General features: G+C 31.1%; 25 protein-coding genes and 1 pseudogene. 9 read left to right on the top strand and 17 right to left on the bottom strand.

Features of this window, described 5'->3' with window-relative positions:
- Nucleotides 1-95: 95 nt before the first annotated feature.
- The 5 genes from murC to ES044_RS13535 all read left to right on the top strand — a co-directional run bounded on the left by murC (nt 96) and on the right by ES044_RS13535 (nt 5,873).
- Complete coding sequence (murC, locus tag ES044_RS13555) at nt 96-1,424, top strand: UDP-N-acetylmuramate--L-alanine ligase (RefSeq protein ID WP_262712541.1); 1,329 nt, start codon at nt 96-98, stop codon at nt 1,422-1,424.
- Complete coding sequence (locus ES044_RS13550; protein WP_147119951.1) at nt 1,414-2,139, top strand: cell division protein FtsQ/DivIB; 726 nt, start codon at nt 1,414-1,416, stop codon at nt 2,137-2,139. Before murC ends, ES044_RS13550 begins: the two co-directional genes overlap by 11 nt.
- A gap of 6 nt (nt 2,140-2,145) precedes the next feature.
- On the top strand, nt 2,146-3,480 hold the full coding sequence (ftsA, locus tag ES044_RS13545; RefSeq protein WP_147119952.1) for a cell division protein FtsA: 1,335 nt from the start codon (nt 2,146-2,148) through the stop codon (nt 3,478-3,480).
- A 64-nt stretch (nt 3,481-3,544) separates the two neighbouring features.
- Nucleotides 3,545-5,434 carry a cell division protein FtsZ gene (ftsZ, locus tag ES044_RS13540; RefSeq protein WP_147119953.1) on the top strand — a complete coding sequence of 630 codons (1,890 nt, stop codon included), beginning with the start codon at nt 3,545-3,547 and terminating at the stop codon, nt 5,432-5,434.
- A 229-nt stretch (nt 5,435-5,663) separates the two neighbouring features.
- Entirely contained in the window at nt 5,664-5,873 is a 210-nt protein-coding gene (locus tag ES044_RS13535) for a hypothetical protein (RefSeq protein WP_147119954.1), read from the top strand.
- Nucleotides 5,874-6,157: 284 nt separating this feature from the next.
- Here ES044_RS13535 and ES044_RS13530 read toward each other — a convergent pair whose 3' ends face one another.
- Both ES044_RS13530 and ES044_RS13525 read right to left on the bottom strand, forming a co-directional pair.
- Entirely contained in the window at nt 6,158-7,345 is a 1,188-nt protein-coding gene (locus ES044_RS13530; RefSeq protein WP_189663302.1) for a pyridoxal phosphate-dependent aminotransferase, read from the bottom strand.
- Between the two features lie 20 nt (nt 7,346-7,365).
- The gene (locus ES044_RS13525) at nt 7,366-8,457 is read right to left on the bottom strand and encodes a fatty acid desaturase family protein (protein ID WP_147119955.1); all 1,092 of its coding nucleotides are present in this window, start codon (nt 8,455-8,457) and stop codon (nt 7,366-7,368) included.
- A 108-nt stretch (nt 8,458-8,565) separates the two neighbouring features.
- Between ES044_RS13525 and rsmG the strand changes: the two genes are divergently transcribed.
- Nucleotides 8,566-9,192: a 16S rRNA (guanine(527)-N(7))-methyltransferase RsmG gene (rsmG, locus tag ES044_RS13520; protein ID WP_147119956.1), complete on the top strand. Its 627-nt coding sequence runs from the start codon at nt 8,566-8,568 to the stop codon at nt 9,190-9,192.
- Between the two features lie 205 nt (nt 9,193-9,397).
- On the opposite strand, the gene ES044_RS13515 is transcribed toward rsmG, so the two are convergent.
- The 13 genes and pseudogenes from ES044_RS13515 to ES044_RS13460 all read right to left on the bottom strand — a co-directional run bounded on the left by ES044_RS13515 (nt 9,398) and on the right by ES044_RS13460 (nt 21,616).
- Nucleotides 9,398-9,634 carry a response regulator transcription factor gene (locus ES044_RS13515; protein ID WP_189663303.1) on the bottom strand — a complete coding sequence of 79 codons (237 nt, stop codon included), beginning with the start codon at nt 9,632-9,634 and terminating at the stop codon, nt 9,398-9,400.
- Nucleotides 9,635-9,973: 339 nt separating this feature from the next.
- Nucleotides 9,974-10,150 (bottom strand): hypothetical protein, encoded by a 177-nt coding sequence (locus tag ES044_RS18590; RefSeq protein ID WP_189663304.1) that lies wholly within the window; start codon nt 10,148-10,150, stop codon nt 9,974-9,976.
- Nucleotides 10,151-10,222: 72 nt separating this feature from the next.
- A complete protein-coding gene (locus tag ES044_RS13510; RefSeq protein ID WP_262712540.1) occupies nt 10,223-10,495 on the bottom strand; it encodes a hypothetical protein in 273 nt (90 codons plus the stop codon).
- On the bottom strand, nt 10,492-11,013 hold the full coding sequence (locus tag ES044_RS13505) for a hypothetical protein (protein ID WP_147119959.1): 522 nt from the start codon (nt 11,011-11,013) through the stop codon (nt 10,492-10,494). The genes ES044_RS13510 and ES044_RS13505 overlap by 4 nt, the downstream gene beginning before the upstream one ends.
- A gap of 188 nt (nt 11,014-11,201) precedes the next feature.
- The gene (locus ES044_RS13500) at nt 11,202-11,858 is read right to left on the bottom strand and encodes an alpha-amylase family glycosyl hydrolase (protein WP_147119960.1); all 657 of its coding nucleotides are present in this window, start codon (nt 11,856-11,858) and stop codon (nt 11,202-11,204) included.
- Nucleotides 11,833-12,072, bottom strand: a pseudogene (locus tag ES044_RS19530) (hypothetical protein); the annotation flags it as partial. The gene ES044_RS13500 and the pseudogene ES044_RS19530, both read right to left, overlap by 26 nt.
- Nucleotides 12,073-13,071: 999 nt before the next feature.
- Entirely contained in the window at nt 13,072-13,989 is a 918-nt protein-coding gene (locus tag ES044_RS13490) for a glutaminase (protein WP_147119961.1), read from the bottom strand.
- Nucleotides 13,990-14,226: 237 nt separating this feature from the next.
- Nucleotides 14,227-14,985 (bottom strand): hypothetical protein, encoded by a 759-nt coding sequence (locus tag ES044_RS13485; protein WP_147119962.1) that lies wholly within the window; start codon nt 14,983-14,985, stop codon nt 14,227-14,229.
- 124 nt (nt 14,986-15,109) lie between these two features.
- The gene (lysS, locus tag ES044_RS13480) at nt 15,110-16,804 is read right to left on the bottom strand and encodes a lysine--tRNA ligase (protein WP_147119963.1); all 1,695 of its coding nucleotides are present in this window, start codon (nt 16,802-16,804) and stop codon (nt 15,110-15,112) included.
- A 629-nt stretch (nt 16,805-17,433) separates the two neighbouring features.
- The gene (locus ES044_RS13475) at nt 17,434-18,534 is read right to left on the bottom strand and encodes a DUF4407 domain-containing protein (RefSeq protein WP_147187270.1); all 1,101 of its coding nucleotides are present in this window, start codon (nt 18,532-18,534) and stop codon (nt 17,434-17,436) included.
- Nucleotides 18,535-18,945: 411 nt separating this feature from the next.
- Nucleotides 18,946-19,623: a hypothetical protein gene (locus ES044_RS13470; protein ID WP_147119964.1), complete on the bottom strand. Its 678-nt coding sequence runs from the start codon at nt 19,621-19,623 to the stop codon at nt 18,946-18,948.
- 140 nt (nt 19,624-19,763) lie between these two features.
- Nucleotides 19,764-21,248 (bottom strand): M56 family metallopeptidase, encoded by a 1,485-nt coding sequence (locus tag ES044_RS13465; RefSeq protein WP_147119965.1) that lies wholly within the window; start codon nt 21,246-21,248, stop codon nt 19,764-19,766.
- Nucleotides 21,245-21,616 carry a BlaI/MecI/CopY family transcriptional regulator gene (locus ES044_RS13460; protein WP_147119966.1) on the bottom strand — a complete coding sequence of 124 codons (372 nt, stop codon included), beginning with the start codon at nt 21,614-21,616 and terminating at the stop codon, nt 21,245-21,247. The genes ES044_RS13465 and ES044_RS13460 overlap by 4 nt, the downstream gene beginning before the upstream one ends.
- Before the next feature lie 108 nt (nt 21,617-21,724).
- On the opposite strand from ES044_RS13460, the gene ES044_RS13455 reads away from it, so the two are divergent.
- The 3 genes from ES044_RS13455 to ES044_RS13445 are packed head-to-tail and all read left to right on the top strand — an operon-like array spanning nt 21,725 to nt 23,606.
- Nucleotides 21,725-22,354, top strand: a complete 630-nt coding sequence (locus tag ES044_RS13455) for a peptidylprolyl isomerase (RefSeq protein WP_147119967.1) — start codon at nt 21,725-21,727, stop codon at nt 22,352-22,354.
- 11 nt (nt 22,355-22,365) lie between these two features.
- Nucleotides 22,366-22,944: a hypothetical protein gene (locus ES044_RS13450; RefSeq protein WP_147119968.1), complete on the top strand. Its 579-nt coding sequence runs from the start codon at nt 22,366-22,368 to the stop codon at nt 22,942-22,944.
- Nucleotides 22,945-22,994: 50 nt separating this feature from the next.
- Nucleotides 22,995-23,606, top strand: coding sequence for a DUF2490 domain-containing protein (locus tag ES044_RS13445; RefSeq protein ID WP_223269213.1), 612 nt, complete (start codon nt 22,995-22,997; stop codon nt 23,604-23,606).
- Between the two features lie 55 nt (nt 23,607-23,661).
- On the opposite strand, the gene ES044_RS13440 is transcribed toward ES044_RS13445, so the two are convergent.
- Both ES044_RS13440 and ES044_RS13435 read right to left on the bottom strand, forming a co-directional pair.
- A complete protein-coding gene (locus ES044_RS13440) occupies nt 23,662-24,246 on the bottom strand; it encodes an OmpA family protein (protein WP_223269214.1) in 585 nt (194 codons plus the stop codon).
- 89 nt (nt 24,247-24,335) lie between these two features.
- The coding region (locus tag ES044_RS13435) for an IS66 family transposase (protein ID WP_147187267.1) at nt 24,336-25,029 on the bottom strand (694 nt) is incomplete at its 5' end.

Raw genomic sequence — 25,029 nt, 5'->3', positions numbered from 1 at the left:
TACAAAAAACGCAACATATTACTAACAGTGAAAAAGTTCTTTCTGGAGCAAGCCTTGAGCGTGGTCAAAATGGGAAGGATTTTGGATGGGATTTCATTTTCTTTATCGGAATTGGGGGCATAGGAATGAGTGCAATTGCTCGATATTTTGCAGTGAACGGAAAGCAAGTTGCTGGCTATGATAAAACACCTTCTCAAGTTACAAAAGATTTAGAAGCTGTTGTTGTAGGGATTCATTTTGAAGATGCCTTAAAAAATATTCCTATTTCATTTTTAGATAAGGATAAAACATTGGTGGTTTATACACCTGCTGTTCCTAAAGATCATACGGAGTTAAATTATTTTATCAATAATAATTTTACAGTTTTAAAAAGAGCCGCAGTTTTAGGTAAAATAACAGAGAATACTTTCTGTTTGGCGGTTGCAGGCACTCACGGAAAAACAACAACTTCTGCTATTTTAGGTCATATGATGACAGAAGTAAACGCAACTTCTTTTTTAGGAGGAATAGCAGAAAATTATAACTCAAATTTAATTGTAGGTGAAGATCAAATTTCTGTGGTAGAAGCAGATGAATTTGATAGGTCATTCTTACAATTAAGTCCTAATATTGCCTGTGTAACCTCTATGGATGCAGATCATTTAGATATTTATGGAGAGCCAGAAGCGTTGCGAGAATCATTTTTTGCTTTTTCGCAGAAAGTTTCAGATACCTTAATTATTGCCAAAGGGTTGCCGTTAAGAGGTTTAACATACGCGGTAGATGAAGATGCAGATTATAAGGCCTTTAACGTAAAAATTGAAAGCGGAAAATATATTTTTGATGTGCAAACACCATCAGAAACTATAAAAAATATTGAGTTTTATTTACCAGGCAAACATAATGTGATGAATGCTTTGGCTGCTTTGGCAATGGCAGATGTTTATGGATTGTCTTTAGAAAACATCAAACATAGCTTATCAACATTTAAGGGTGTAAAACGCAGGTTCACATATAAAATTAAAACAAACGATTTTGTGTTGATTGATGATTATGCGCATCATCCTACAGAAATAAACGCGGTAGAAAACTCTATTCGAGAAATGTATCCAAACGAAAAAGTGTTGGTTATTTTTCAACCACATTTGTTTTCTAGAACCAGAGATTTTATCGATGATTTTGCAAGTGCATTATCTAAATTTGATGAAGTTTTATTGCTAGATATTTATCCAGCTAGAGAGTTGCCAATTGTTGGTGTTACGGCAGATTGGCTCTTGGGAAAAATTAAGAATACGCATAAAAAATTGACGAAAAATAATAATTTAATAAAAGATATTAAAAATTCATCAGCAAAAGTTGTGGTTATGTTAGGTGCAGGTGATATTGGAGTGACTATAAATGAGGTAACTAATCAACTTTTAAAACCATTAAATAATGAAGATTAAAAGGTTGCTAAAATATTTGTTATTTCTAGTTTTAACAATAGCTTTGGGGTTTTTATACAGTTTTTCATCTGTAAGAAATCAGCAGAAAAAAGTGTCTGAAATTATTGTAGAATTTGAAGAAGGAGACAACAATTTTTTGACACATTCTATGGTGTATAAATTGTTAATACAAAATAGTGATTCAGTGGTAAACCAAGCAAAATCTACAATAGATTTATACGGTTTAGAAAAGCAAGTACTAAAAAACGATTATGTAGAGAAAGCGGCTGTTTTTTTAACCATCAATGGCTCGCTCAAATCAATTATTAAACAGCGTTCTCCTGTGGCAAGAATTGTTTCGAAAAATAATTCTTATTATATTGATAAAACAGGAATACAAGTGCCTTTGTCAGATAATTATTCAGCGAGAGTGTTGCTAATATCTGGCGTAAAAAGCGAAGACGATGTAAAAGAAATTTTACCATTAGTTTCTTTTATTTTAGCGGATGATTTTTTGCAAAAAGAAATTATTGGTATCGAGAAATCTAGCGATAACGAATATCAATTTTCTGCCAGAAGTGGAGATTATAAAATTGATTTTGGAAAGTTATCTAAAATGGATATAAAATTTAAAAAGTTAAAAGCGTTTTATAATAAAACATTTGAAGACAAAACAATTCAAAATTATAAAGCAATAAATGTAAAATATCACAACCAAGTTGTGTGCACTAAATAGACTAGAATGGAAAACAATAAAATAGCTGTTGGTTTAGATATTGGTACAACCAAAATTGTAGCCATGATTGGTCGTAAAAATGAGTACGGTAAAATAGAGGTTGTTGGTATTGGTAAAGCAAAAAGTTTAGGCGTAAAACGCGGCGTAGTAAGTAATATTACTCAAACCATACAGTCTATTCAGCAAGCTGTAGATGAGGCAGAAAGTGTCTCTGGTCTTAAAATAGAAAATGTAGTTGTAGGTATTGCTGGTCAGCATATTAGAAGTTTACATCACAGCGATTATATTACTAGAAATAACGCAGATGAGGTAATCGAAGACTCAGATATTTATAATCTAGTAAATCAAGTTCATAAATTAGTGATGTTGCCCGGAGAGGAAATTATTCATGTGTTACCACAAGAATTTAAAGTCGATTCTCAAGCAGATATTAAAGAGCCAATAGGCATGTATGGCGGACGATTAGAAGCCAATTTTCATGTGGTTGTTGGGCAGGTTTCATCGATTAGAAATATTGGTCGTTGTATAAAAAGTGCAGGTTTAAATTTAAACCAAATTACTTTAGAACCGCTAGCTTCTGCAGAAGCAGTTTTAAGTCAAGAAGAAAAAGAAGCAGGTGTTGCTTTAATTGATATTGGCGGGGGAACGACAGATTTAGCGATTTTTAAAGACGGAATTATAAGACATACGGCGGTAATTCCTTTTGGAGGAAATGTAATTACCGATGATATAAAAGAAGGATGTTCTATTATTGAAAAACAAGCCGAACTATTAAAAATTAAGTTTGGTTCTGCTTGGCCAGGAGAAAATAAAGAAACAGAAATTGTATCCATTCCGGGATTAAGAGGAAGAGAGCCAAAAGAAATTACGCTTAAAAATTTATCAAAAATTATACATGCAAGAGTTCAAGAAATAATTGAACATGTGTATTTAGAAATAAAAAATTACGGACACGAAACATCCAAAGGAAAATTAATTGCAGGCATCGTTTTAACAGGCGGTGGGGCACAATTAAAACATTTACGTCAGTTAGTAGAATATATTACAGGGATGGATGCTAGAATAGGTTTTCCTAACGAGCATTTAGCAGGAGATTCTGATGAAGCTTTATCAAGTCCGGCATACGCAACCGCAGTTGGTTTGCTTATGGAAGGTTTAGAAAAAGAGGCAAAGGAGGAAGAAGTTGTGGAGATTGTAGAAGAGGCTGTACCTGAAAATGACCCTGAAGAAGTTGAGAAAGAATTAGAATCAAAGGTTGAAATACAACGAAAACCAAAAAAGAAATCTTTCTTCGAAAAATTTACTGAAGGATTAAAAGATTTTTTAGACAATGCTGAATAATACCAGTATTGCAAGTCAAGAATAAAGAACAAACAAGTATAAAACTAAAAAAGATAAACGTTATATGAGCGCAGAATTCGATAACATTTTATTTGACATGCCAAAAACACAGTCTAACACCATAAAGGTTATTGGCGTTGGTGGTGGCGGTAGTAATGCTGTAAACCACATGTTTCAGCAACACATTAACGGAGTAGACTTTGTAATTTGTAACACAGATGCACAGGCGCTAGAGAGTAGTTCAATTCCTAACAAAATTCAGTTAGGGGCAAACTTAACATCTGGTTTAGGTGCAGGTGCAAACCCAGAAATTGGTGCGCAAGCTGCAAAAGAAAGCATGAAAGAAATTCAGCAAATGCTAAATACCCAAACAAAAATGGTATTTATCACTGCCGGAATGGGAGGAGGAACTGGTACAGGAGCAGCACCTATTATAGCTAAAATTGCAAAAGATATGGATATTCTTACGGTGGGTATCGTAACAATGCCTTTTGCTTTTGAAGGAAAAAGACGTACAAAACAAGCTCAATTAGGAATTGACCAACTGCGCCAAAATGTAGATTCTTTAATTGTTATTAATAATAATAAATTAAGAGAGGTTTATGGAAACCTTGGTTTTAAGGCCGGTTTCTCTAAAGCTGATGAAGTTTTGTCTACTGCTTCTAAAGGAATAGCAGAGGTTATAACGCATCACTATAAACAAAATATTGATTTACATGATGCCAAAACTGTTCTTTCTAATAGCGGAACAGCAATTATGGGTTCTGCCAAAGAAGAAGGAAAAGACAGAGCAAAAAATGCGATTGTAAAAGCATTAGATTCTCCGCTATTAAATGATAATAAAATTACAGGCGCAAAAAATGTGTTGTTATTAATTGTTTCAGGAACTAATGAAGTTACTTTAGATGAAATAGGTGAGATTAACGATTACATTCAAGATGAAGCTGGTTATGATGCCAATATTATTATGGGTGTTGGTGAAGATGAAGAGTTAGGAGATTGTATTGCTGTGACCATTGTTGCTACTGGTTTTGCTAAAGATCAACAAAGCACCATTACCAATACAGAAGTTAAAAAAATTATTCACACTTTAGAAGACGAGCAGAGAGCAACGTATAATTTTGGAGAAAAAACAGTTATAAAATCATCAACTTTAGATATGCCCATTGCTGCGGAGGCTGATCAAAAAGTAGTGCATGTTTTAGAAGATGATCATACACCAAATGCAAAGGCTAAAATGGATTTAGTGGCTACCAATGCAATTATAGCAAGTATGCCTGTTGATTATGACGTAGTTTCTCATAATAATGTTTCTGAAGATGATTTTGTCATTACAGATGTAAAGGTTGAAGAGGAAATTGAAGAACAATCTGACGCTGTTCACGAAGATTTATTGTTTGATTTACCTATAAATAGAGCTCCTTCAGTGAAGAAGAACGAAGATATTAGGTTTAGCTTAACAAATGATGAGGTGTCTGTAAATGAAAAGGATATTGAAGTTTTTGGTGCAAAAGAAATTGTATCAAAAAAACAAACGCGCTATGTTTTAGAAGATTTTGATGCAACACCAACGATTGGTAAAAGTTCTCATATTGCAGAAAATAAAGTAGTAGAAGAAGAAATTCAGTTCGAATTGAAAACGGCAAAGCCTCAAGCAGAAATTAATGAAATTCAGACGTTGAGTGAAGAAGTTTCTCCTTTAGATTTAACCATTAATGAGTTGCAGAGAAGAGCTGAAGAGCGAAGAAGAAACATGAAGAAATTCAATTATAGTTTTAACGAGAATTTGAATAAAAATATAGACGAGATTGAGCGTCAGCCTGCATATAAAAGACAAGGAGTAGATTTAAACAGAAATGTAGCGATGAGTAAAACCAAAACTGCGCTGAATAAAGATACAGATGGTATCGATTTTAAATCGAATAATTCTTTTTTACATGATAATGTAGATTAGTAGCGATTCCTTAAAAATTTCAAAACAAAAAAATCACATCTTTAATGGACGTGATTTTTTTGTTTTGAAAGTTTTTTTCATTTTTTTTTCTGACTGTCGTAAACCATAAATACTAGATATATTTTTGTTTGGCTGATTTGAGGCAGTTTAGCTTGTAAAAAACTAATTTATACCACGTCTAACCTATAGAATCAACTCAACTAAACTCAACTAAACTCAACTAAACAAGATGAAAACTAAATACATAAGTGCCCTTGAAAGAGGTATTTTAACTTCTGTTTATAAGCAAGAAATACGCAGAAATATTACAATGAGTATGCGCGCATCGTTGTCAAAAGTTAAATCTTTACTATACCGTCAAAGTAATATCGTTAGTCAAACAGGAACTATGTTGCAAGTTTCTTTGTTGGTGCTTGCTCTTGTAGTAATTGTTTCTTAAAAAGAGAACTAAACCTTACATGAAGATAGTTGCTCATAAGTAAGTGATTGAACGCGATAGAAATTGTTTAAATACTTGATGAGATTCTTAATCTCTAATTTTCTACAATTACACTTAAAGACACTAACATAATTTATCTAAACAATGTCTGAATTAAATGCTGTTTAAAAACGTCTGTGTGTATTTGGAAAAGTATCGAAAATAACGGTATTTGTGTTCAGTAATAGGATAAAAACAAAAAATCCATCTAAAAAGATGGATTTTAATTATAAAATATTTTAAGTTTAGCGCAAAGCTTTTTTAATTCTTTTAATAGCTTCTCTAATTTGTGATTCAGAGGCTGCGTAAGAAATTCTAATGCAATTCGGGGTTCCAAAACCGTCACCGGCTACTGTTGCAACGTTTGCATTTTCTAATAAAAATAAAGAAAAATCACCCGCGTTGTTAATTGTAATGCCGTTTATCGTTTGACCAAAGAAAGCAGAAATATCCGGAAAAACATAAAAAGCGCCTTCAGGTACGTTTACTTTAAATCCGTCTATTTCTCTTAACAATCCAATAATGACATCTCTACGAGTTTTAAACTCATTTACCATAAATTGTATTTTTTCAACAGGCGCCAAAACCGCAGTAATTGCAGCTCTTTGTGCAATACAATTAGTGCCAGAAGTTACTTGACCTTGCATTTTTGTACAGGCTTTTGCAATCCATTCTGGAGCACCGAGGTAACCAATTCTCCAACCTGTCATGGCAAATGCTTTTGCTAAACCGTTTACCGTAATTGTTCTGTCGTACATATTTTCTATGGCTGCAAAACTAAATGGTTTGCAATCGTAATTAATATGTTCGTAAATTTCATCTGATAAAATAAAAATACGAGGATATTTTTCTAACACTTTTGCCAAAGCTCTATATTCTGCTTCGCTATAAATAGTTCCGCTAGGGTTATTTGGCGAGTTAAAGAAAATCATTTTTGTTTTTGGCGTAATTGCCGCTTCTAACTGTTCTGGAGTAATTTTAAAATCATTCTCAATAGCAGAGGGAATTTCTACATACGTAGCTTCACTTAAAATTGCAATAGCAGAATAACTAACCCAGTAAGGCGCTGGTAATAAAACTTCATCACCAGGGTTTAGTAATACTTGCGCAACATTGGCTATAGATTGTTTTGCACCCGTAGAAACTACAATTTGATTCGGTTTGTAGTCCAAATCATTATCGCGTTTAAACTTTACACAAATCGCTTCTTTTAATTCTACATAACCATCAACCGGAGAGTATGAATTGTAGTTTTGATTGATTGCTTCTATGGCAGCATCTTTAATAAAATCTGGTGTGTTAAAGTCTGGCTCTCCCAAACTTAAACCTATAATATCTTTTCCTTCTGCTCTTAATTCTCTAGTTTTAGCGGCCATTGCTAACGTTTGAGAAACTGGTAAACTATTAATTCTATCTGATAATGGATGTGACATCTTTTTTAAAAACTTTTTTGTTATGCTAATTCTGGTTTTTGTCCTAAAACACCTAAATGTCTAAAATGCTCTACAAGTGCTTTACTCATCGTTTTATATTCGTTGTAAGGCAAATTAAATTCATTCGCTGTTTCTTTTACAATTTTAGCTAATGTACTGTAATGTACATGAGAAATATGCGGAAAAATATGATGCTCAACCTGATGGTTTAATCCTCCTGTATAGAAGTTTACCAACCAATTACTAGGTGCAAAGTTAGAGGTTGTATATAATTGGTGGACTGCCCAAGTGTGTTCTAAATTTCCTTCTTTGTCAGGAATTGGCATTGTAGTGTTTGGTACAATATGCGCCAATTGAAAAACGATGCTTAAAATCATACCCGCAGTATAATGCATTACAAAAAAGCCTATTAAAACTTTCCACCAAGCAACGTCTAAAACTAAAAGTGGTAAAACGATCCAAAGTGCATAATAAGCAACTTTAGAAATCACTAATTTTGTCCATTCTGTTGCAGGATTTGGGAATTTACCATACGATAACTTGCGCTTTAAATAGCGGTGCATTTGTTTTACATCAGTGGTAATTGCCCAGTTAATTGTTAATAATCCGTATAAAAATACCGAATAATATTTTTGAAGTTTATGGATTTTTAACCATTTAGAATGCAATGAAAAACGGATAACTCTACCCGCATCAATATCTTCATCATGATCTTTTACGTTTGTAAAGGTGTGGTGCAAAACATTGTGTTGTACTTTCCAGTTATACACGTTTCCTGCAAGGATGTAAATGCTACTCCCCATTAATTTATTTACCCATTTTTTGCTAGAAAAAGATTCATGATTACTATCATGCATCACATTCATACCAACGCCAGCCATTCCTACTCCTGTAAGCACCATTAATGAAAGCATTGCCCATTGAGGCATAGAAACAGTAAGTACGATGATGAAAGGAATTAAAAATAAAGAAAACATAAGAATTGCTTTTGTGTACAATTTCCAGTTTCCCGTTCTTTTAATGTCGTTTTCTTTAAAATAATTGTTAACTCTTTTGTTTAAAGTTCTAAAAAACTTTGCTTTGTCTACTCTTGAGAAATTTATTGTCTTCATATAATATTGTAATAAGTACAAAAATAAGGTATTTTTTGTCAGATGATATTCTTGTAAACGTATTAATTTGATTTGAATTACATTATTTTTGCGAATAATTATTTTTTTATGGAACTTATTCACAAGTATTTTACAAACTTATCGGAAACTCAAATCAGTCAGTTTACCAAGCTACAAGAATTATACCAAGACTGGAACTTGAAAATAAACGTGGTTTCTAGAAAAGATATCGACGAGTTGTATCTGCGTCATGTTTTACATTCATTAGGGATTGCTCAAGTTGTTCAGTTTAAACCAGGAGCACAAATATTAGATGTTGGTACAGGTGGCGGTTTTCCCGGAATTCCGTTAGCCATCTTATTTCCTGAAGCTAATTTTCATTTGGTAGACTCTATCGGTAAAAAGATAAAAGTGGTTGATGAAGTTGTGGCCGGTTTAGGTTTAGAAAATGTAAAAACAACCAATGGTAGGGTAGAAGAGTTAAAAGGAACCTACGATTTTATTGTAAGTAGAGCCGTGGCACACATGGAAACTTTTGTAAGATGGAACAAAGGTAAAATTGCAAAAAAACAAAATCACCTTATAAAAAACGGAATTCTTTACCTAAAAGGAGGAGATTTAACTGATGAATTAAAATTATATACTTCTGCTACTATTTATGATTTGCCTGCTTATTTTGAAGAAGATTTCTTTGAAACAAAAAAAGTAGTGCATTTAGGAATGAAGTTTAAGTAGCTTTTAAAGTCGTTTATTTGGTAAGGTCTGATTCTAGGAATACGTTAAAAATTTAGGCAACGCTTAAAATATAGACAGAAAATTAAAATTTATCATAACGTTATGAGCACTGTTTTTTATCGAGTATCATTTCAGAATAGCTAAAGATGATTGTTATTTTAATAAAATAGGTAAGATTAATCTCTTATTTAAAATAAGAGGTTAATCAAACAATACTGCACGAACTCTTTAGTAGGGCTAAAATTAAGTTTTCTAGAATATTTTTTCTTTGAACACCTACCGTATGATAACTAATGCATAATTTTTCTGCAATTTCATTTGATGTATTATTTATAGCTAATAAACGAACAATGTCTTTTTCTCTATTCGTTAAAGAAATCGATACTAGCTTTTGTGAGTGATTTTTGTAGTAAATAGTTTCGTGCTCATTCTTATTATTCAACTTCTTTATTGTAGCAATTATTGGGCGTCTTTCTCCGCCACCAAGTATACTTTGATGTGCAATGCCAATTATGGGTTTACCAGATACATTAAAATAGGTTGGTGGTTGGTGTTCATATATATTTAGATATTCGCCTTTGCTATTTTTTACTCTAAAATTCTATGTATAACTTACCTTATTTCGGTCTTCTTTGTTTATCTCTGTCATGGTATAGACCATCAAACCATCTAGTGCACGCATCCGAATAGAAATATCTTATGGTGAAAATGAGAAAACCGATAGGGAGCGCCTTCTGTTGCCATTCGCTCTCTGTCTAAACCAAGGGTGAATTCGGAATTGTTACTCACAAACGGATTTTTGAGTACTGGTATTGGTCACAATAAAAAAAGATTGCGTCGGTGGTAAATATTGATCTAATTCCCTTAATTTTTGAAGGTGTTTTTCTACCACGGTTCCGCTATGTTCTTTAGGAGTCTTAAAAATTTCTTCAAATAAATCGATGCTATTTTGTTCCATATTTTTTGGTTGATGATTTTTTAGAGTTATTTATTTAATTTTTTAAATTGCATAAAATTATAGATTTACAAATTACTCTTCGAATAGAATTGCCATTAAAATTGCTGGAATGCTTATCTTTTTGGAGATGGAATTTTTAGCGTCGAAATAAAAATGATTGCCTAAAATAGCAATATTCCAAGATTTCTGTAATGCGCATTCCATTGGCTTATTTTTGGCATTGTAAAGTATTACTATTGTTTTCCAAGAATCATTAGTTGCATTATTTTTAAGTTGATACGAAATAAAACCGTTTTCTACTTTTAGAAACTCTAAATTTTGTTGCACCTCTTTTGCAGTGCTCATTCTAAAGGCAGGATGTTTTTTCTTAATTTGATTAAATTCTGAAAATAAGTGGCAACATCTGCATTTTTTGCTTTTAAATTCCAATTAATTTGATTGATGGAATCTAGAGATTTATAAGAATTATGTTCACCGTTTTTGGTCCGCATCATTTCTGAATCTGCGTGTAAAAAAGGCGTTCCTTGAGAGGTTAAAACAATGGCAGATGCTAGTTGATGCATCGCTTTAATTTCTTTTTCGTACGCTTTTGGTTTCGATATTTTTAATTTATCAAACAAGGTATGATTGTCATGACAAGAAACATAATTTATAGCTTGCCAAGGTTCATTTGCCCATGGCTTATTAGAATAATTAACCTGCTGATACTCAATTTGAGTATGTTGAATAGCACCTACAATTCCAAATTTTATAGATTCTTCGGTGTTTTTTGCACCGCTTACAAAACCTTTGCTTTTATCTTCAAAAACAGAACCTTTTAATCCGTCCCTTAAATCATTAGAAAAAGCGGCTATTTTCGGCATTTGATTTGTGTGTTTTTTCAGTGCTTGTTTTTTTTCTGGAAGCGTGGAGTCTCCTGCGGTCCATCCTTCGCCATAAATAAGTGCATTTGGGTTATTTTTTTTACTTCATCTGCTAATAAATTTATAGTTTTAAGATCATGAATTCCCATTAAATCAAATCGAAAACCATCTAAATGATATTCTTGGGTTCAATGTTTTACAGACGCCAGCATAAATTTACGCATCATTTCTTTTTCGGATGCAGTTTCGTTGCCACAAGCTGCGGCATCAGAAAAGTTACCATTTTGATCAAATCGATAATAGTAATCAGGGTTTTCTAAATTAAAATTTGAGTTCTCTGTTCTGCCTGTAATGTTATACACAACATATAAAATAACGCCGATATTGGCATCATGAAATACTTTTACTATGGTTTTAAATTCTATGATTCTAACGCTCGCATCAAACGGATTTGTAGAAAAAGAACCTTCGGGAGCATTGTAATTTTTTGGATCATAACCCCAGTTAAATTGCGCTTTTTCTAAATTAGTTTCGTCAATTGAATACTGATCAAACGCTGGTAATAAATGAACGTGCGTAATACCTAGTTCTTTGATGTGTTCGATAGCTGTTGACATGTTTTGATGGCTTTTTGTTCGTTGTTCAACCAAGCCAATATATTTGCCAGCAAAAGACGAATTTGCTTCTTTTTGAATGGTGATATCTCTAATATGAAGTTCGTATAGAATGGCATCGTTTGGCGAATTTAATTTTACATAGGTATCACTTTTCCAGTTTTTAGAATTTGTTTTATCAAAATTTAAAACCATAGTTCTATTGCTATTTACACCCCACTGATTTTGCATAAATACCCGGGGTTTCTGCAAACCAACAATTATTTACATTCGTTTGATAGGTATAGTAGGTGCCCTCTAAATCTCCTTGAATAGTTGCAGACCAAACCCCAATTGTATCAACTTTTAAATTATGAGTTTTAAAAATTTTAGAATTGTTTCCTGTTTTGTAAAAATTTAATTTTAATGCTGTTGCTGTTGGTGACCAAATTTTAAAAGTAGATTTTTCTTTAGAATAGGATAATCAAAGATTTGTGCTTGTAGTAGTAAAGGTATCTATGGATGAAAGAGTAGTGAGTTTTTTTGAGCAAGAAGTAAGAACCATAGTTGCGATTAGGGAGCATAAAATTTTTTGCAATTTCATGTTATTTCGTATTTGTTGAAAAGAGAAAGTTTATTCTTCTTTATTTAAAACCTAAATGAAGTTTTAAAAATAAAAATGATTGCTTCAAAAGATATTTTTAAAAAATTACACTATTTTTTTGAGAATGTTAAAACAGTGAAATTTTAGATGTTACTGTTTTTTTTAGGCTGATAAATTTGTTATTAACAGATTACGGATGGTCTTTAAAGCGAATGAATCATTACCGTTAACAATATTAATTATAAATAGCATTTCTAAAAATAATTAGTTCTTTATTTTCAACTTGGTGCCTTCTTATTTCGTACATTAAACTATAATTAAGAAATATATTAAAAGATGAAAAGTTTTATTTTAAAATGGTACCCAATTATTTTAGCATTCCTGTGTTTATTATATTCTGTAGGATATGGGATATTAGGTATGACCGATGAAGCACAATATTCTGCGCACTGGCCGGGTACAATATTATTATTTGCAATAGCAATAAGACAAAGAAGGACAACATGAATATAGGATTTTTTATAGTAGGAGGTCTAATATTTTCTATATACATGGGCTTAACCATATATAATGTTATCTACTCAAGCAAGAAACAAAAAGAAGAAAACTATCCTGACAAGAAATAAAATGTAGTGGTAAATTTACCTTTATAAGTAAGATTTATTTAAGCCAACATTAAATTAATGATTCATAAATCCATAGGGGTTTATGAAAAACTAATAGTATATAGGCTTAAGTGGGTTTTACTTTAAAAGGTAGTTTATTGCTTAATTTGTTTAAATAGATGTTAACGATTTAGTATGAATACAGCCACAACAGTTTTTCTGTAAATAGTCTTTTTTCTTAAATTTTAATCAAAAATTAAAAAATAGAAGACGCTGTTTTTGTTGTGAATTTTTCTAAAAATAACATTCCTTTATAAGAATTCCCCTTTTTGTTTAATTTAGGACTCCAAACGGTAATACAATACTGATCAGGATGAATCGCCACAATACCACCACCAACGCCACTTTTTCCGGGCAAACCAACTCTAAAAGCAAATTCACCAGATTCATCATAAAAACCACATGTTAGCAAAATAGCATTAATTCTTTTTGCTTGGCTCATGGTAATAATGCTATTGCCTTTATGGGTAACAAAATCTTCATCAGCCAAAAAAAGAAATATTTGCGAGAGTTCTTTGCAAGTCATTTCTAGAGAACAGGTATAAAAATAAAAATCTAAAACTTCATCAACATCATTTTTAATATTACCGAAAGATTTTATAAAATTACAAAGGGCAATATTTCTAAAGCCTGTTACTTTTTCTGATTGTGCAACTTTATCAGAATAATTTAAAGATTCATTATTTGAAATTTCTCTACAGAAATCAAGAAACTCTTTTTTAGGGTTTTTTAAATGGCTCATTAAAATATCACAAACTACAATGGCACCGGCGTTTATAAACGGATTTCTAGGTTTACCAAGGTCTGTTTCTAGTTGTAAAAAGGAGTTAAAAGGGTTTCCAGAGGGCTCAACATCTACTCGGTCCCATAATTTTTCTCCTTCTAATTTATAAGCTAATGTTAGGGTTAAAATTTTAGAGATACTTTGTATCGAAAATTTATCATCTGCATTACCAACGCCAAAATTTTTATGGTCTATGGTTGTAATATGAATTCCAAAATTATCTGCAGATACATTCCCTAATTCAGGAATATAGTTGGCAACTTTACCGAGGTCATCAATGTTTTTAAGATCAAGGTAAATGTCTTCAATAATTTTTTTATAGTTTTTCATGAACGATTTTAATTTTATCAAAATTAGAAGAAAATTTTTTATTAATCAATCGAAATATTGCATAAAAAAGAGCTATTTTTTTCTTGTTTCGCTATTTAGAAATGAGTTTTATACTTTATTGAGTCTTTAAATGTTCTTATACAAGTCATTTAAGCTTTAGTGAAGAGCACAGTCTTTTAAACCTACTGTAAATAAAAACTTATTAATTTTGCTCATAAAGATATTTTAGTAACGTGTTTAATATGAGGTGTTTATTTTTTTAAATTGATAGGTTAGACTAATAACTGCGAAATGAAACTGAACAAAGTTATAACTACCTTTTCCGTCAGAGCCGCCATCTAAAATTCTATAGCCTACATTAGCTTGCAAATTTTTGGTAAAATTATAGGTTGTTGTTATGGCAATATCAATAGCTCGGCCTCTACTTGCTGCAAGTCCGTCTCCAAAAAGTTCAAAGCCGAACTTTTTAGAAATTTGCCAAGTACTTATAATATTAATTAAAGGCACAAAACCTACGTTAAAATCGCTAGCAAATTCGTTTTCATTTCTTAAAGATGAGCCAGCATCTCTAATTTTAGCAGACAAACCAAGACCCAATTTAAAGGCATCGGTGTTTATAATTCTGCGGTTGTAGGTAAATCGATAAGAGTTAAATTTATAAATAGCTTCTAAAGGTAAATTTGCCTTATAATTTATGCCGTCGAACAAAACATCAGAATTTAAAGAACCAGTAGCTGTTAATTTTAAAGGTGCATACAGCAAAGAAAAGTAGTGTTTCTCGTTATGTAAAAATCCTAAACGAAGCCTTAAAAATGGGCTTGACGGACTCTCTAGATCATTTCTTAACGACAAAAGTGTGCCGTCAACGCCTCTTCTAATATCATTTAAACCCGTAAAAACCGCACCAGATTCTATATTTACAAAATATTGAGCATTTGTTTTAAAATAAAAACAAACACATAAGATTAAAAAATAAAATTTAGTTGTTTTAAGCATTTTTAGGTTCAGATTAAAAAAATATCCACCGAAAATTAACGTTATTAAGTTTCGATAGATATTTTTATCATAAATGCCATGTATTTAGGGGTATACAGCGTAATTATTGCAAGAATGTAAATCATTATAAAACCTCCACAAACAAACCTTCATCCGTTTTAAAAACTTTGGCAACATCTTTTTTAGTCAAACCCTTAATGGTTTTATCCCACTTTTTGTTTGATAAACCAGATTGAACCTTCAATTGATTTAAGTCTATTTTTTCTGTTTTGGTAATGATTGCCAAAACCGCTTTTTCTTCATCGTTTAATTCTATAGAAGGCGCTTTTCTTTCTGGTCGCATTTGCGGAAAGAATAAAACTTCTTGTATTGATTGATTATTTGTTAAAAACATAATTAAACGGTCCATACCAATTCCCATTCCAGATGTTGGTGGCATTCCGTATTCTAACGCACGTAAAAAATCTTCATCTATAAATTCGGTTGCTTCATCATCACCTTTTTTAGCTAATTTTAGCTGATGTTCAAAACGCTCACGTTGATCAATTGGGTCATTTAATTCAGAATATGCATTGGCAATCTCTTTACCACAAACCATCAATTCAAAACGTTCTGTAAGTTCTGGGTTGTCTCTATGTTCTTTACAAAGTGGAGACATTTCTTTAGGATAATCAGTAATAAAAGTTGGCTGAATGTAGTTTCCTTCACATTTTTCACCAAAAATTTCATCAATTAACTTTCCTTTCCCCATGGTTTCATCTACATCAATTTTCATGGATTTTGCCGCAGTTCTTATTTCATCTTCTGTCTTGCCATTAATGTCAAAACCAGTAAAATGTTTAATAGAATCTGCCATCGTAATTCTAGCATACGGCGCTTTAAAATCTATTTTATGTTCGCCAAAAGTAGCTTCAGAGGTTCCGTTTACCGCAATAGCACAATGTTCTAAAAGTTGCTCACAAAAAGCCATCATCCAATTATAATCTTTGTAAGAAACATAGATTTCCATGGCTGTAAATTCAGGATTATGGGTTCTGTCCATTCCTTCATTTCTAAAGTTTTTCGAGAATTCATACACACCATCAAAACCACCAACAATTAATCTTTTTAGATATAATTCATTGGCAATTCTCATATATAAGGGTATGTCTAAAGAATTGTGATGTGTCTTAAAAGGTCTTGCTGCTGCACCTCCGGGAATAGGTTGTAATACGGGTGTTTCCACTTCAAAATAACCAGCATCATTAAAAAAGGTACGCATTGCATTAAACAATTTTGTGCGTTTTATAAATACTTCTTTCACATGCGGATTTACTACTAAATCTGCATAACGCTGTCTGTAACGTAATTCAGGATCTTTAAAAGCATCATAAGTAATTCCGTCTTTTACTTTTGGTACAGGTAAAGGTTTTAACGCTTTAGAGAGTAATTTAAACTCTTTTACCATCACTGTTTTTTCACCAACTTTTGTGGTAAATAATGTGCCAGTAATGCCTATAAAATCGCCTAAATCCAATAATTTTTTAAAAACGGTATTGTATAATGTTTTGTCTTCGCCAGCACAAATTTCATCTCTATTAAAGTAAAGCTGAATTCTGCCGGCACCATCTTGCAATTGACCAAAAGAAGCCTTTCCTTGTATATTTATGACCATGATACGACCAGCAATTACAACCTGTTTACCTTCTACATATTCTTGTTTTATTTCTTTCGAATTTGAATCTACTGGAAATAAGTCTGCCGGATACGGATTGATGCCCAAATCTCTTAATTTTGTAAGCTTTTCTCTTCGTACAACTTCTTGTTCTGATAATTGCATTTGGTGTATAAATTTTCGGATGATATTAGTTCACAAAGATACAATCAAACTACAAATAGGCAATTGCGAAAATTATAAAAAAAATGGTATTTATTTTAGCATTTATAAAAACAACGTATATTTGCATGTTGCTTTTTGTTGAAGTAACATTTAGTTGTGTTGTTTGGCATTTTAGTAAAAATGTCTTGGTTTTGTTAGCCAATGGAAAGCTTCCCTTAAATGGGACGCTTTTTTTTTTAGTGAGACTCAATTTTGAAAATAGCAAAGCTATGAATTCAAAATTGTTAATTGAACCTGCCTGTCCGGTAGGCAGGCTAATCCCGCTTTTCAGCGGGATCTTATATTAAAATTCATTCTTGTCTTATAAAAAACTCACGATCGTTTTGATTTTCGAACCAAGAGCCAAGACTTGATTATAACTACCTGACAAACAAACATAAATTGAAATAAAACTGTCTGTTTTATCTTCATGAAATTATTCTTAAAAAAGTAAGGTGTCATTTAAATAACGCGCAGAATCCTTTATTTTACCAGGATTTATCAAACAGAAAATATTTTTAATCGGACAAGAATAATTAAAATTCTAAAGTTATTTTTCAAATTTATATTTACTGATAAGAATCTCTTACTTACAACATTTTCTGTTGCTTCTTATAAAAAGAAGCTGCCTGTAGTTTCATTAATTCTCTTGCCATTTTTTGCTTATACGAATAGAGTTCTTCATCTTCTCTAATGTCTCTGTACACTTTATGATCAATAGAAATATCTGCTTGTAGCATTTGTTCTCTTTGATGCATTTGTTGCTGTACCCAAGTTTTTATGGCAGATTCATTTTCTTCTAATTTATAATCATATTCGCCTTTAGAAGCCAATAGTTTTGCAATAATGGGTGAGGTTTCAATGGCTAAAAACAAAAGAAAAATAAATAAAGAGGGAAGTGCAGGTAATTGACCAAGCGCATTTATGCTCGCCATTAAACCATCAAAATTAGAAATAATAGGTTGTGATTTTGTTTCTAGCAACTTTTGATTTGAGACTAAAGACGCAACGGCAGTTTCTTTGTTATGTATCTTTTCTGAACTTTCCTTTTTCAATTGACTTAAAGCAATTAAAGAGGTATCGTGTTTTTCTCTTTTTTCTTGATAAACAGGTCCTTTTCCTAATTTTTGAGTGCCTATTCTACCTTCAGCTTCTGCAATATAAGTTTCATATAAAGCGATCGTTTCATTTTCTTTGGATAAAATTTCAGCTTTTAAACTACTGATCTCCGAATTTATTTTTTCGATTTCTGCTGTAAATTGTTGTGCAATTTGTATTTTATTATCCAGTGTCATTTGATTTTTCTCGGTCAATAAAACCTGATTGATTTCTTTTTCAAACAGTTTTAATTCTAGAGGTTTAGAAATAACAACTGCAATAATAATTGCCAAGATAATTCTTGGCGTTGCTTGTAAAAGTTCTTTGAGTTTAGAATCGGACTTTTTAATCGTAGAAACGATAAAACGGTCTAAATTAAAGAGTAACAATCCCCAAATTAATCCGAAGAAAATAGCGACATATAGATTATCAAAAACAGCATACAAAGCATAACTGCCTGCAATGGTCGCCATAACTGCTGTAAAAAACACAGTAGCCCCAATACCAACATATTTATTTTGTTCTCCATTAGAACAGTTTTCGATTAGGTTTTTATCTACACCAGAACAGGTAAGGAAGAAGTTTTTAAGCACAGCTTTTATATTAATTGTATACATACAAAGCTATTATGCTGAATTTGTTACAAAAAGAAACCTCGAATTTTCGAGGTTTTAGTATTTGATAAAAGCTGATTTCTAAATTAAAAAGCTTTTCGCTCTAAAATATTATTTTCTAGATTAGAACCTTTAACCTTTATTTCAAGTGAATACTTTAAGAAAATTTTATTTTTCTTGTGATTTTTTTTGTGGATTCATACTTTACAATTTGCCCTAGTTTCAGCTGATAGGAAGCTTTATCAAAGCTGATGGTTTTATCATTAACTTTTAAATTTGCGGTATAACTATATTTTTTGATTACAGTATTACCAGTGGTTTTAGGTTCATTTTGATAGTATATTCCGTTTTCTTCTATTCTTTTCTCTATAACTTTGAAGGCTGTTATGTCTATAGTTTTTGTGTGTTAATTGTTTCATTTTTTTTTGTGTATACTGGGGTTTTTAAAATAACATTTATATTTTTATGATCGGTGCGAATACTTTTTATTTTTTGAGACTCAATTTTAATTAACTCTTCAAACGTTATAGCTTTACCATCTAAAAAGTAATTTTTGTCTTTTGTTAATTCAGTTTTTCCCTCTTTAGTTAGTTTATTCAATGAATAAGCAATATGTGGTCCATCAGAAACATAGATTTTATCATTAGATTGATCTATACTTTTTATAAAATCAGTTTCATTTTGGTTTATTTTTCTTGCTTTTTCTAGTTCAGTTAACCTGTTTAATTCTTCTGTAAATAAAAACTCTTGGTTGCTATTTGCTTTTTTAAATTTAATAGAACTCGTTTTCTTTATTGGAGGCGGAGGTGGAGGCACGGCAAAATCATTTCCTGTTCTTTCTTTCCAAGCATCATAAGCCTTTTTTGCTTTTAAAATTTCTTCTTTAGAGGCATTTGGAACTGGTGGTGGTGGTGGAGTTAATAATTTATCTTCGTTTGTTAAATTGGCTCTTAACTTATAAAATACTTTATTATTTTTTATCAACCTTACATAAGGATCGTGAGGATGAATAGGTCTTTTTACTTTCTTTTTATTTTCTTTCGAAAGTTTAAAGTACAGTGATCCCAATTCTGAAAACAATCCAATTAACTCGGTTTGTCTTTCTGCTGAACTTTCTATAAAATGTGGTTTCTCGTTTCTTTTAGATTCGTAGATGTTGTTTAACTTTTGATAAGAACTTTGATCATATTTATATTCTATTTCTTCAATTATTTCTTTAAATACTTTCTCGTCAATTTTAACGGGTGAATTTGTATGTTCTTTTTTTGATTTTCTTTATTGAGATTAATGACCATTTTGCCGTCAACATATCGAGTTAGCATATCAATAGGTCTGTTGTTGTTAATTAAGTTTAAAGCCTTTGTATGTTTTATACTTTTACCATTATAATAATATAAAACATCATTGTCTTTGTATTTCTTTATGTAGTTTATCATTGATATATTATCTAAACTTTCAACTAGTTCTTCGAGTTCTTTGATTTCCTTTTTTCTTTTATTATTGTTAGGAATGTCATCAAAAAATTCACAAAACACTTTTCCGTTAAAATATGTTTTTCTAATATAATTATCAGGAATAACATCACTTGCATTTGTTTTTAAATTTGAAACTACTTTTCCTGCTTTGTTGGCTAATTGGCCTTTTCTATTATAATATTTAGTACTATTATCTATGGTAACGAAGTAATGTTTTTTGCCATTTAAATCAATAAACCCAGTGTTAATCTTTTCTCCTTGATTTGAGAAAATTTGCTCTTCTACGGTTTCTAAAATTATATTTTGTTCATTAATCGTTTCAATTTCTTCTTCTATAATATTAATAATTTTTTGCGCTTCAACTCTTTCTGCAAAGAGGAATATAAAGCCTGCCAAAAGCGGAATTACAGCCAGCTTTTTAATCCAAGTTTTTGTTCGTGAACTTTGTGTTGTCATCATTTTTAATCTTTTTTTAGTAAGTGAATAATTCAAATTACTGGCCAAGTAATATTTGTTGTTCCAAGCAGCTTTGTTTAGCAGTAAATGCTGGTATTGGAAGATATTTTTATGTTCATTAATAACCGTTTCGTCCGCTAAAAATTCGTGATTTAGTTGTACCGACTTTTTGAGTAAAATAATAAAAGGATTGATCCAAAATAGGCATTGAATGAATTCTAAAATCAAAATATCTGCAGTATGCTTTTGAGTTACATGGGTAAGTTCGTGTGTGAAAAGTTCTTGCTCTATTTTCTTTTCTTTGTATTCTCTTTTGTTGATAAAAATGAAGTTCCAAAAAGTATAAGGAAGAATTTTATCATCAACCAAAACTAAAACTGCTTTTTGATATTTTATTTTAGAATTATTTCTAGTTTTCTGAATAATATTACATAAGTTTTTCCCAAATCGAAATAATAAAATGATTGATATCATACTATAAAAACCTATTAATATAGGAATATAATCAAAAGATTTTTCTGTGATAATCATCGTTTTACTCATGTCTGCGGAGGAAAATACAATTGTATCTTCTGCAGCTTCAAAAATGATTGGAGTTGCATCTATATAAATAACATACAGAGGAGCTAAAAATGAAAAGAACACACTGCCTAAAAGATAGAAACGATTAAAATTATGCATTTTTTCTCTTTCTAGAACTACATAATAAAATGCTAATAATAGCGCTAAACAAGTTGCCGATTTTAAAAGATATGCAATCATAATTGCTGTTTTTTAATTTGAGAATCAATAATCGTTTTTAAGTCTTCTAATTCTTGGGTAGAAAGATTGGTTTCTTGGGTAAAGAAAGATGCAAACTGACTTGCAGAATCATTAAAGAAATTTTTAATCAATCCGTTTACATGATTAGAAAAATAGTCTGTTTTCTTAACAATGGGATAGTATTCTCTCGACTTTCCGAATAATTTATAATTGATAAAACCCTTGTCTGCAATTCTTTTTAATAAAGTTGCAACGGTTGTAGTGGCAGGTTTGGGCTCTGGGAAATCTTGAAGCAATTCTTTTAAAAATGCTTTTTTACGTTTCCATATATATTGCATTAATTGCTCTTCTGTTTTAGATAATTGCATCAATTTTTATTTTATTCTACAAACATAGAGCAAATAATTGATTTCTACAAATGTAGAGCGTATGTTTTTTGAAATTGGACTATCTTTGATGCTATCAAAAAAAATAAAATGAAAAGAATATTGTTGCTTTTATCAATGATCATACTATCTTCTTGTGCATCTAAAAAATTTAATGAAAAATGGTTGCAGAAAGAAGCACCAGAAACATTTAAAGCGAGATTTGAGACAACGAAAGGGAACTTTGATATTGTTGCCAATAAAGAATGGTCTCCAAGAGGGGTTGATAGGTTGTACCAATTAATTAAGAATGAGTACTACCAAGATGTTGCTATATATAGAGTAGTACCAGATTTTGTAGCACAATTTGGTATACATAATGATACTGTAATCAATACTAGTTGGAAAAATAATGGCATTAAAGATGAACCTGTTTTGATTAAAAATGATGCTATGACGTTGTCATTTGCCAGAGGAGGCGTAAAGACTAGGTCTAATCAGTTATTTATCAATTTAAAAGAAAACCATCGGTTAGATAAACTTGCTTATTCTGGTGTTACAGGCTTTCCTGTTGTGGCCAAAGTAATTGCTGGTCAAGAAAATGTTTTAAAATTTTATGGTGGTTATGGCGATGAGTTAGGTTTTAAGCAAGACTCTATAACTAATTTTGGAAACACGTTTTTAAGAGAAAAATATCCTAAAGTAGATTATATTTTAAAAGCTTACATCCTTAAAAAGTAAAACCTTTTTTTATGAAAATAAACAACTTATTTTTTTTATTAGGAATCATGTCTTTTTGTTCTGTTTTTTCTCAAGAAAAATTTGAGAAAGAATACCGAGTAAAACCCCATGAGGTGCCAGAAAAATCTTTAGAATTTATACAAAGCTTAAATTTAAAAAAGAAGTTAAAATGGTACGCAGAAGAGAGTAATGATGGTAAAACTTTTGAGGCAAAAACGTGTCATAAAAAACATAATTTTAGTATTGAGTTTGATGAAAATGGAACGCTATTAGATGTTGAAAAAAGGGTAAAATTTTCTGAATTAACCGAAGGGATACAGCAAAAAATTGAAGTAGCGCTATCAAAGAAATTTAAAAAATACAGTATTAAGAAAATTCAAATTCAATATTCTGGTGAACAAGCTGAAATCTATGCCAAACTATTTAAATCGAAAAAAAGTAAATCTACTGTTTACGTAAAATATGAGATTATTGTGAAAGGGAAGAAAGAAAAACTTTTTAACAACTATGAAGTACTTATTAATACAGCAGGAGAGATAGAAAAAGAACTTTCTATTAAATCCTTTAATTCCATTAATTTACAATTCTGATGAAAAAGAAAATGGTTTTAATGAGCGCCTTTTTGTTTTGTTTCGTGAAAATGTTTTCACAATCTGATGCTTTTTTAGGTTTTTTACCAAAAGGGGTTGTTTCAAAAAAAATAAATGCGACTTCTAAGTGGGTAAATAGCCTAGAATCTAGAACTGTGGTTAGGGATAATGAGTATTTATTTTCTCAAAGTTTAGTAGATATTTCCTCAATTTACTCCACGAAAACATTTGAAAATCAATCTTTTAATTTCGGTTATATTTTAAGATTCAGAAATTTTGAAACTATTCATAGAACTTTTCAGCATTATAATTTCGTAAATAATTATTCTTCTTTAAATGTTGGTCATCGTTTTGCGTTCGAGCAATTTTATCAAACCAATAAAAAAACTACGTATAGAACACGTTATAGAGTTAGTGCGGTAAAACCTTTGAACGGGGAGAGGGTAGATGTAAAAGAATTATATTTTAAACTCGGTAACGAGTATTTGTATGATTTTAAAGATGCAGATTTAGAGGTAAGAGTAACTCCTTATATCGGATATCAGGCCACTAAATACGATAAAATTGAGTTTGGAATTGATTATAGAATAAGTAACTTTATAAATAATAGTTCAGAAAATCAGTTTTGGTTTCGAACAACTTGGTATATCTCTTTAGATTAAAAATCACCTATATTTTTACTTATAAGTGATTTTTAAATTGATGTATGTTTTGCTCTTAATTTATTCTGAAAGTAACTTTTCTGGCTAATTGTTTAGCCTCTTTTACCATTGTTTTATCTTCACCAACCCCTCCGTAGGTAAGTCTAGTTGGGTCTATACCTGCATCAACAAGAATATCGTACACTGCTTTTGCTCTTTTTTTAGATAATATTTGGTTGTATTCTTCTTTTCCACTCTCGTCAGTAAATCCTATTAAAGATGCGTTTACATAAGGATTGTCATTCATAAATTGTCTTAAATAATTAACAGCAGATAAAGATTCTTTTTGAATTGATGTTTTATTTGTATCAAAGAATACATTTACATAACCTCTGTTTAATAATTCTTTAATAAAGTCTACATTAGAGCCCGTTATGCTGTTTGCGTATTTATTTTCTTCTCCTTTTTTAGCGTACCTAGTGTCTAATTCGTAGATTAAGTTCGTTTTGTTAATTTCGGCATCTGTAACTTTCAAATCAGCTATTTCTTTTTCTGCAGAGTCTAAACGTTTTTTAATTTCAGCTAACTCATTATACACTACTGTTTCTTCTGTTTGAGCAAAATCTGCAGATTGTCTATTTTTACCTAAAGCAATACTCAATCCTAAAGAGGTATTAAAGTAACTTACATTCGTTTCTCTAGATGATGCATTCGGTCCACCATCAAAGTTATCACTTTGATTATAGGTAACTATTCAGCCTTTAAAACAGCAATAGTTTTAAAAGCAGCGAAAATATTTTGACCATTCTTAATACAGGTATCTGTTACTGATCTAATAACCGCATATATCTGTGCACCCTTTTCAGTTTTAAATTGACCTGATACTTTTTGTTTGACCTTCACATTTCTAATCGCTCTTTTTGAAGCGTTATTATCTGAAGGCACATTATAATGGTCAAGAAAAGTAAGAATATACTCTTTGTATTTTCTCATTCGCTTATGAAAAGCACGAAGTTTTTTCTGCTTTTCAACAAGCGGTTTTTCTAATAAATTAACTAAATCATTTTTTAGTCTATCCCTTTCTGCTACTGGGAATTTATAACATTCTTGTTTCAATTTTTTCTTTAGTTCCAAAGCATCATAAAGCATTCTTTTAAAATTTGTAGCCCAATTGGATTCAAAACGTTGTTCAAGAAATATAAGTTCTCTTAATAAATGTGCACTACATAATTGGTGTGTTTTACATTGGGTTTGAAAATGGCTAGCCCAACAATCGTGCACCAATATCGTATCTTTAAAACCTTTTGGAAAGTTTGATTTAATCGTATCAATTCCTCTATTTTTAGAGAACACTACATAAGTAGCAAACTTGCTTTGCCAAGTCCAAAACCAATTATTTTTACCATTTACTTTAATACCAGTTTCATCAGCACCAACCACATTT

This window comes from Polaribacter sp. IC066 (assembly GCF_007997085.1).
GTDB lineage: Bacteria > Bacteroidota > Bacteroidia > Flavobacteriales > Flavobacteriaceae > Polaribacter.
This window is presented reverse-complemented; position numbering and strand designations above follow the sequence as displayed.

What these genes read in the sequence shown, in the direction of transcription:
- ES044_RS13465 (WP_147119965.1), bottom strand. Translation starts at nt 21,248, where the DNA reads ATGATTGCATATCTTTTAAAATCGGCAACTTGTTTAGCGCTATTATTA.
- ES044_RS13450 (WP_147119968.1), top strand. Translation starts at nt 22,366, where the DNA reads ATGAAAATAAACAACTTATTTTTTTTATTAGGAATCATGTCTTTTTGT.
- ES044_RS13510 (WP_262712540.1), bottom strand. Translation starts at nt 10,495, where the DNA reads ATGAGCACTGCAAAAGAGGTGCAACAAAATTTAGAGTTTCTAAAAGTA.
- ES044_RS13500 (WP_147119960.1), bottom strand. Translation starts at nt 11,858, where the DNA reads ATGCAAAATCAGTGGGGTGTAAATAGCAATAGAACTATGGTTTTAAAT.
- ES044_RS13525 (WP_147119955.1), bottom strand. Translation starts at nt 8,457, where the DNA reads ATGAAGACAATAAATTTCTCAAGAGTAGACAAAGCAAAGTTTTTTAGA.
- ES044_RS13535 (WP_147119954.1), top strand. Translation starts at nt 5,664, where the DNA reads ATGAAAACTAAATACATAAGTGCCCTTGAAAGAGGTATTTTAACTTCT.
- ES044_RS13445 (WP_223269213.1), top strand. Translation starts at nt 22,995, where the DNA reads ATGTTTTCACAATCTGATGCTTTTTTAGGTTTTTTACCAAAAGGGGTT.
- ES044_RS13460 (WP_147119966.1), bottom strand. Translation starts at nt 21,616, where the DNA reads ATGCAATTATCTAAAACAGAAGAGCAATTAATGCAATATATATGGAAA.
- ES044_RS13490 (WP_147119961.1), bottom strand. Translation starts at nt 13,989, where the DNA reads ATGAAAAACTATAAAAAAATTATTGAAGACATTTACCTTGATCTTAAA.
- ES044_RS13550 (WP_147119951.1), top strand. Translation starts at nt 1,414, where the DNA reads ATGAAGATTAAAAGGTTGCTAAAATATTTGTTATTTCTAGTTTTAACA.
- ES044_RS13530 (WP_189663302.1), bottom strand. Translation starts at nt 7,345, where the DNA reads ATGTCACATCCATTATCAGATAGAATTAATAGTTTACCAGTTTCTCAA.
- ftsA (WP_147119952.1), top strand. Translation starts at nt 2,146, where the DNA reads ATGGAAAACAATAAAATAGCTGTTGGTTTAGATATTGGTACAACCAAA.
- lysS (WP_147119963.1), bottom strand. Translation starts at nt 16,804, where the DNA reads ATGCAATTATCAGAACAAGAAGTTGTACGAAGAGAAAAGCTTACAAAA.
- rsmG (WP_147119956.1), top strand. Translation starts at nt 8,566, where the DNA reads ATGGAACTTATTCACAAGTATTTTACAAACTTATCGGAAACTCAAATC.
- ES044_RS18590 (WP_189663304.1), bottom strand. Translation starts at nt 10,150, where the DNA reads ATGGAACAAAATAGCATCGATTTATTTGAAGAAATTTTTAAGACTCCT.
- ES044_RS13485 (WP_147119962.1), bottom strand. Translation starts at nt 14,985, where the DNA reads ATGCTTAAAACAACTAAATTTTATTTTTTAATCTTATGTGTTTGTTTT.
- ftsZ (WP_147119953.1), top strand. Translation starts at nt 3,545, where the DNA reads ATGAGCGCAGAATTCGATAACATTTTATTTGACATGCCAAAAACACAG.
- ES044_RS13455 (WP_147119967.1), top strand. Translation starts at nt 21,725, where the DNA reads ATGAAAAGAATATTGTTGCTTTTATCAATGATCATACTATCTTCTTGT.
- ES044_RS13505 (WP_147119959.1), bottom strand. Translation starts at nt 11,013, where the DNA reads ATGCCGAAAATAGCCGCTTTTTCTAATGATTTAAGGGACGGATTAAAA.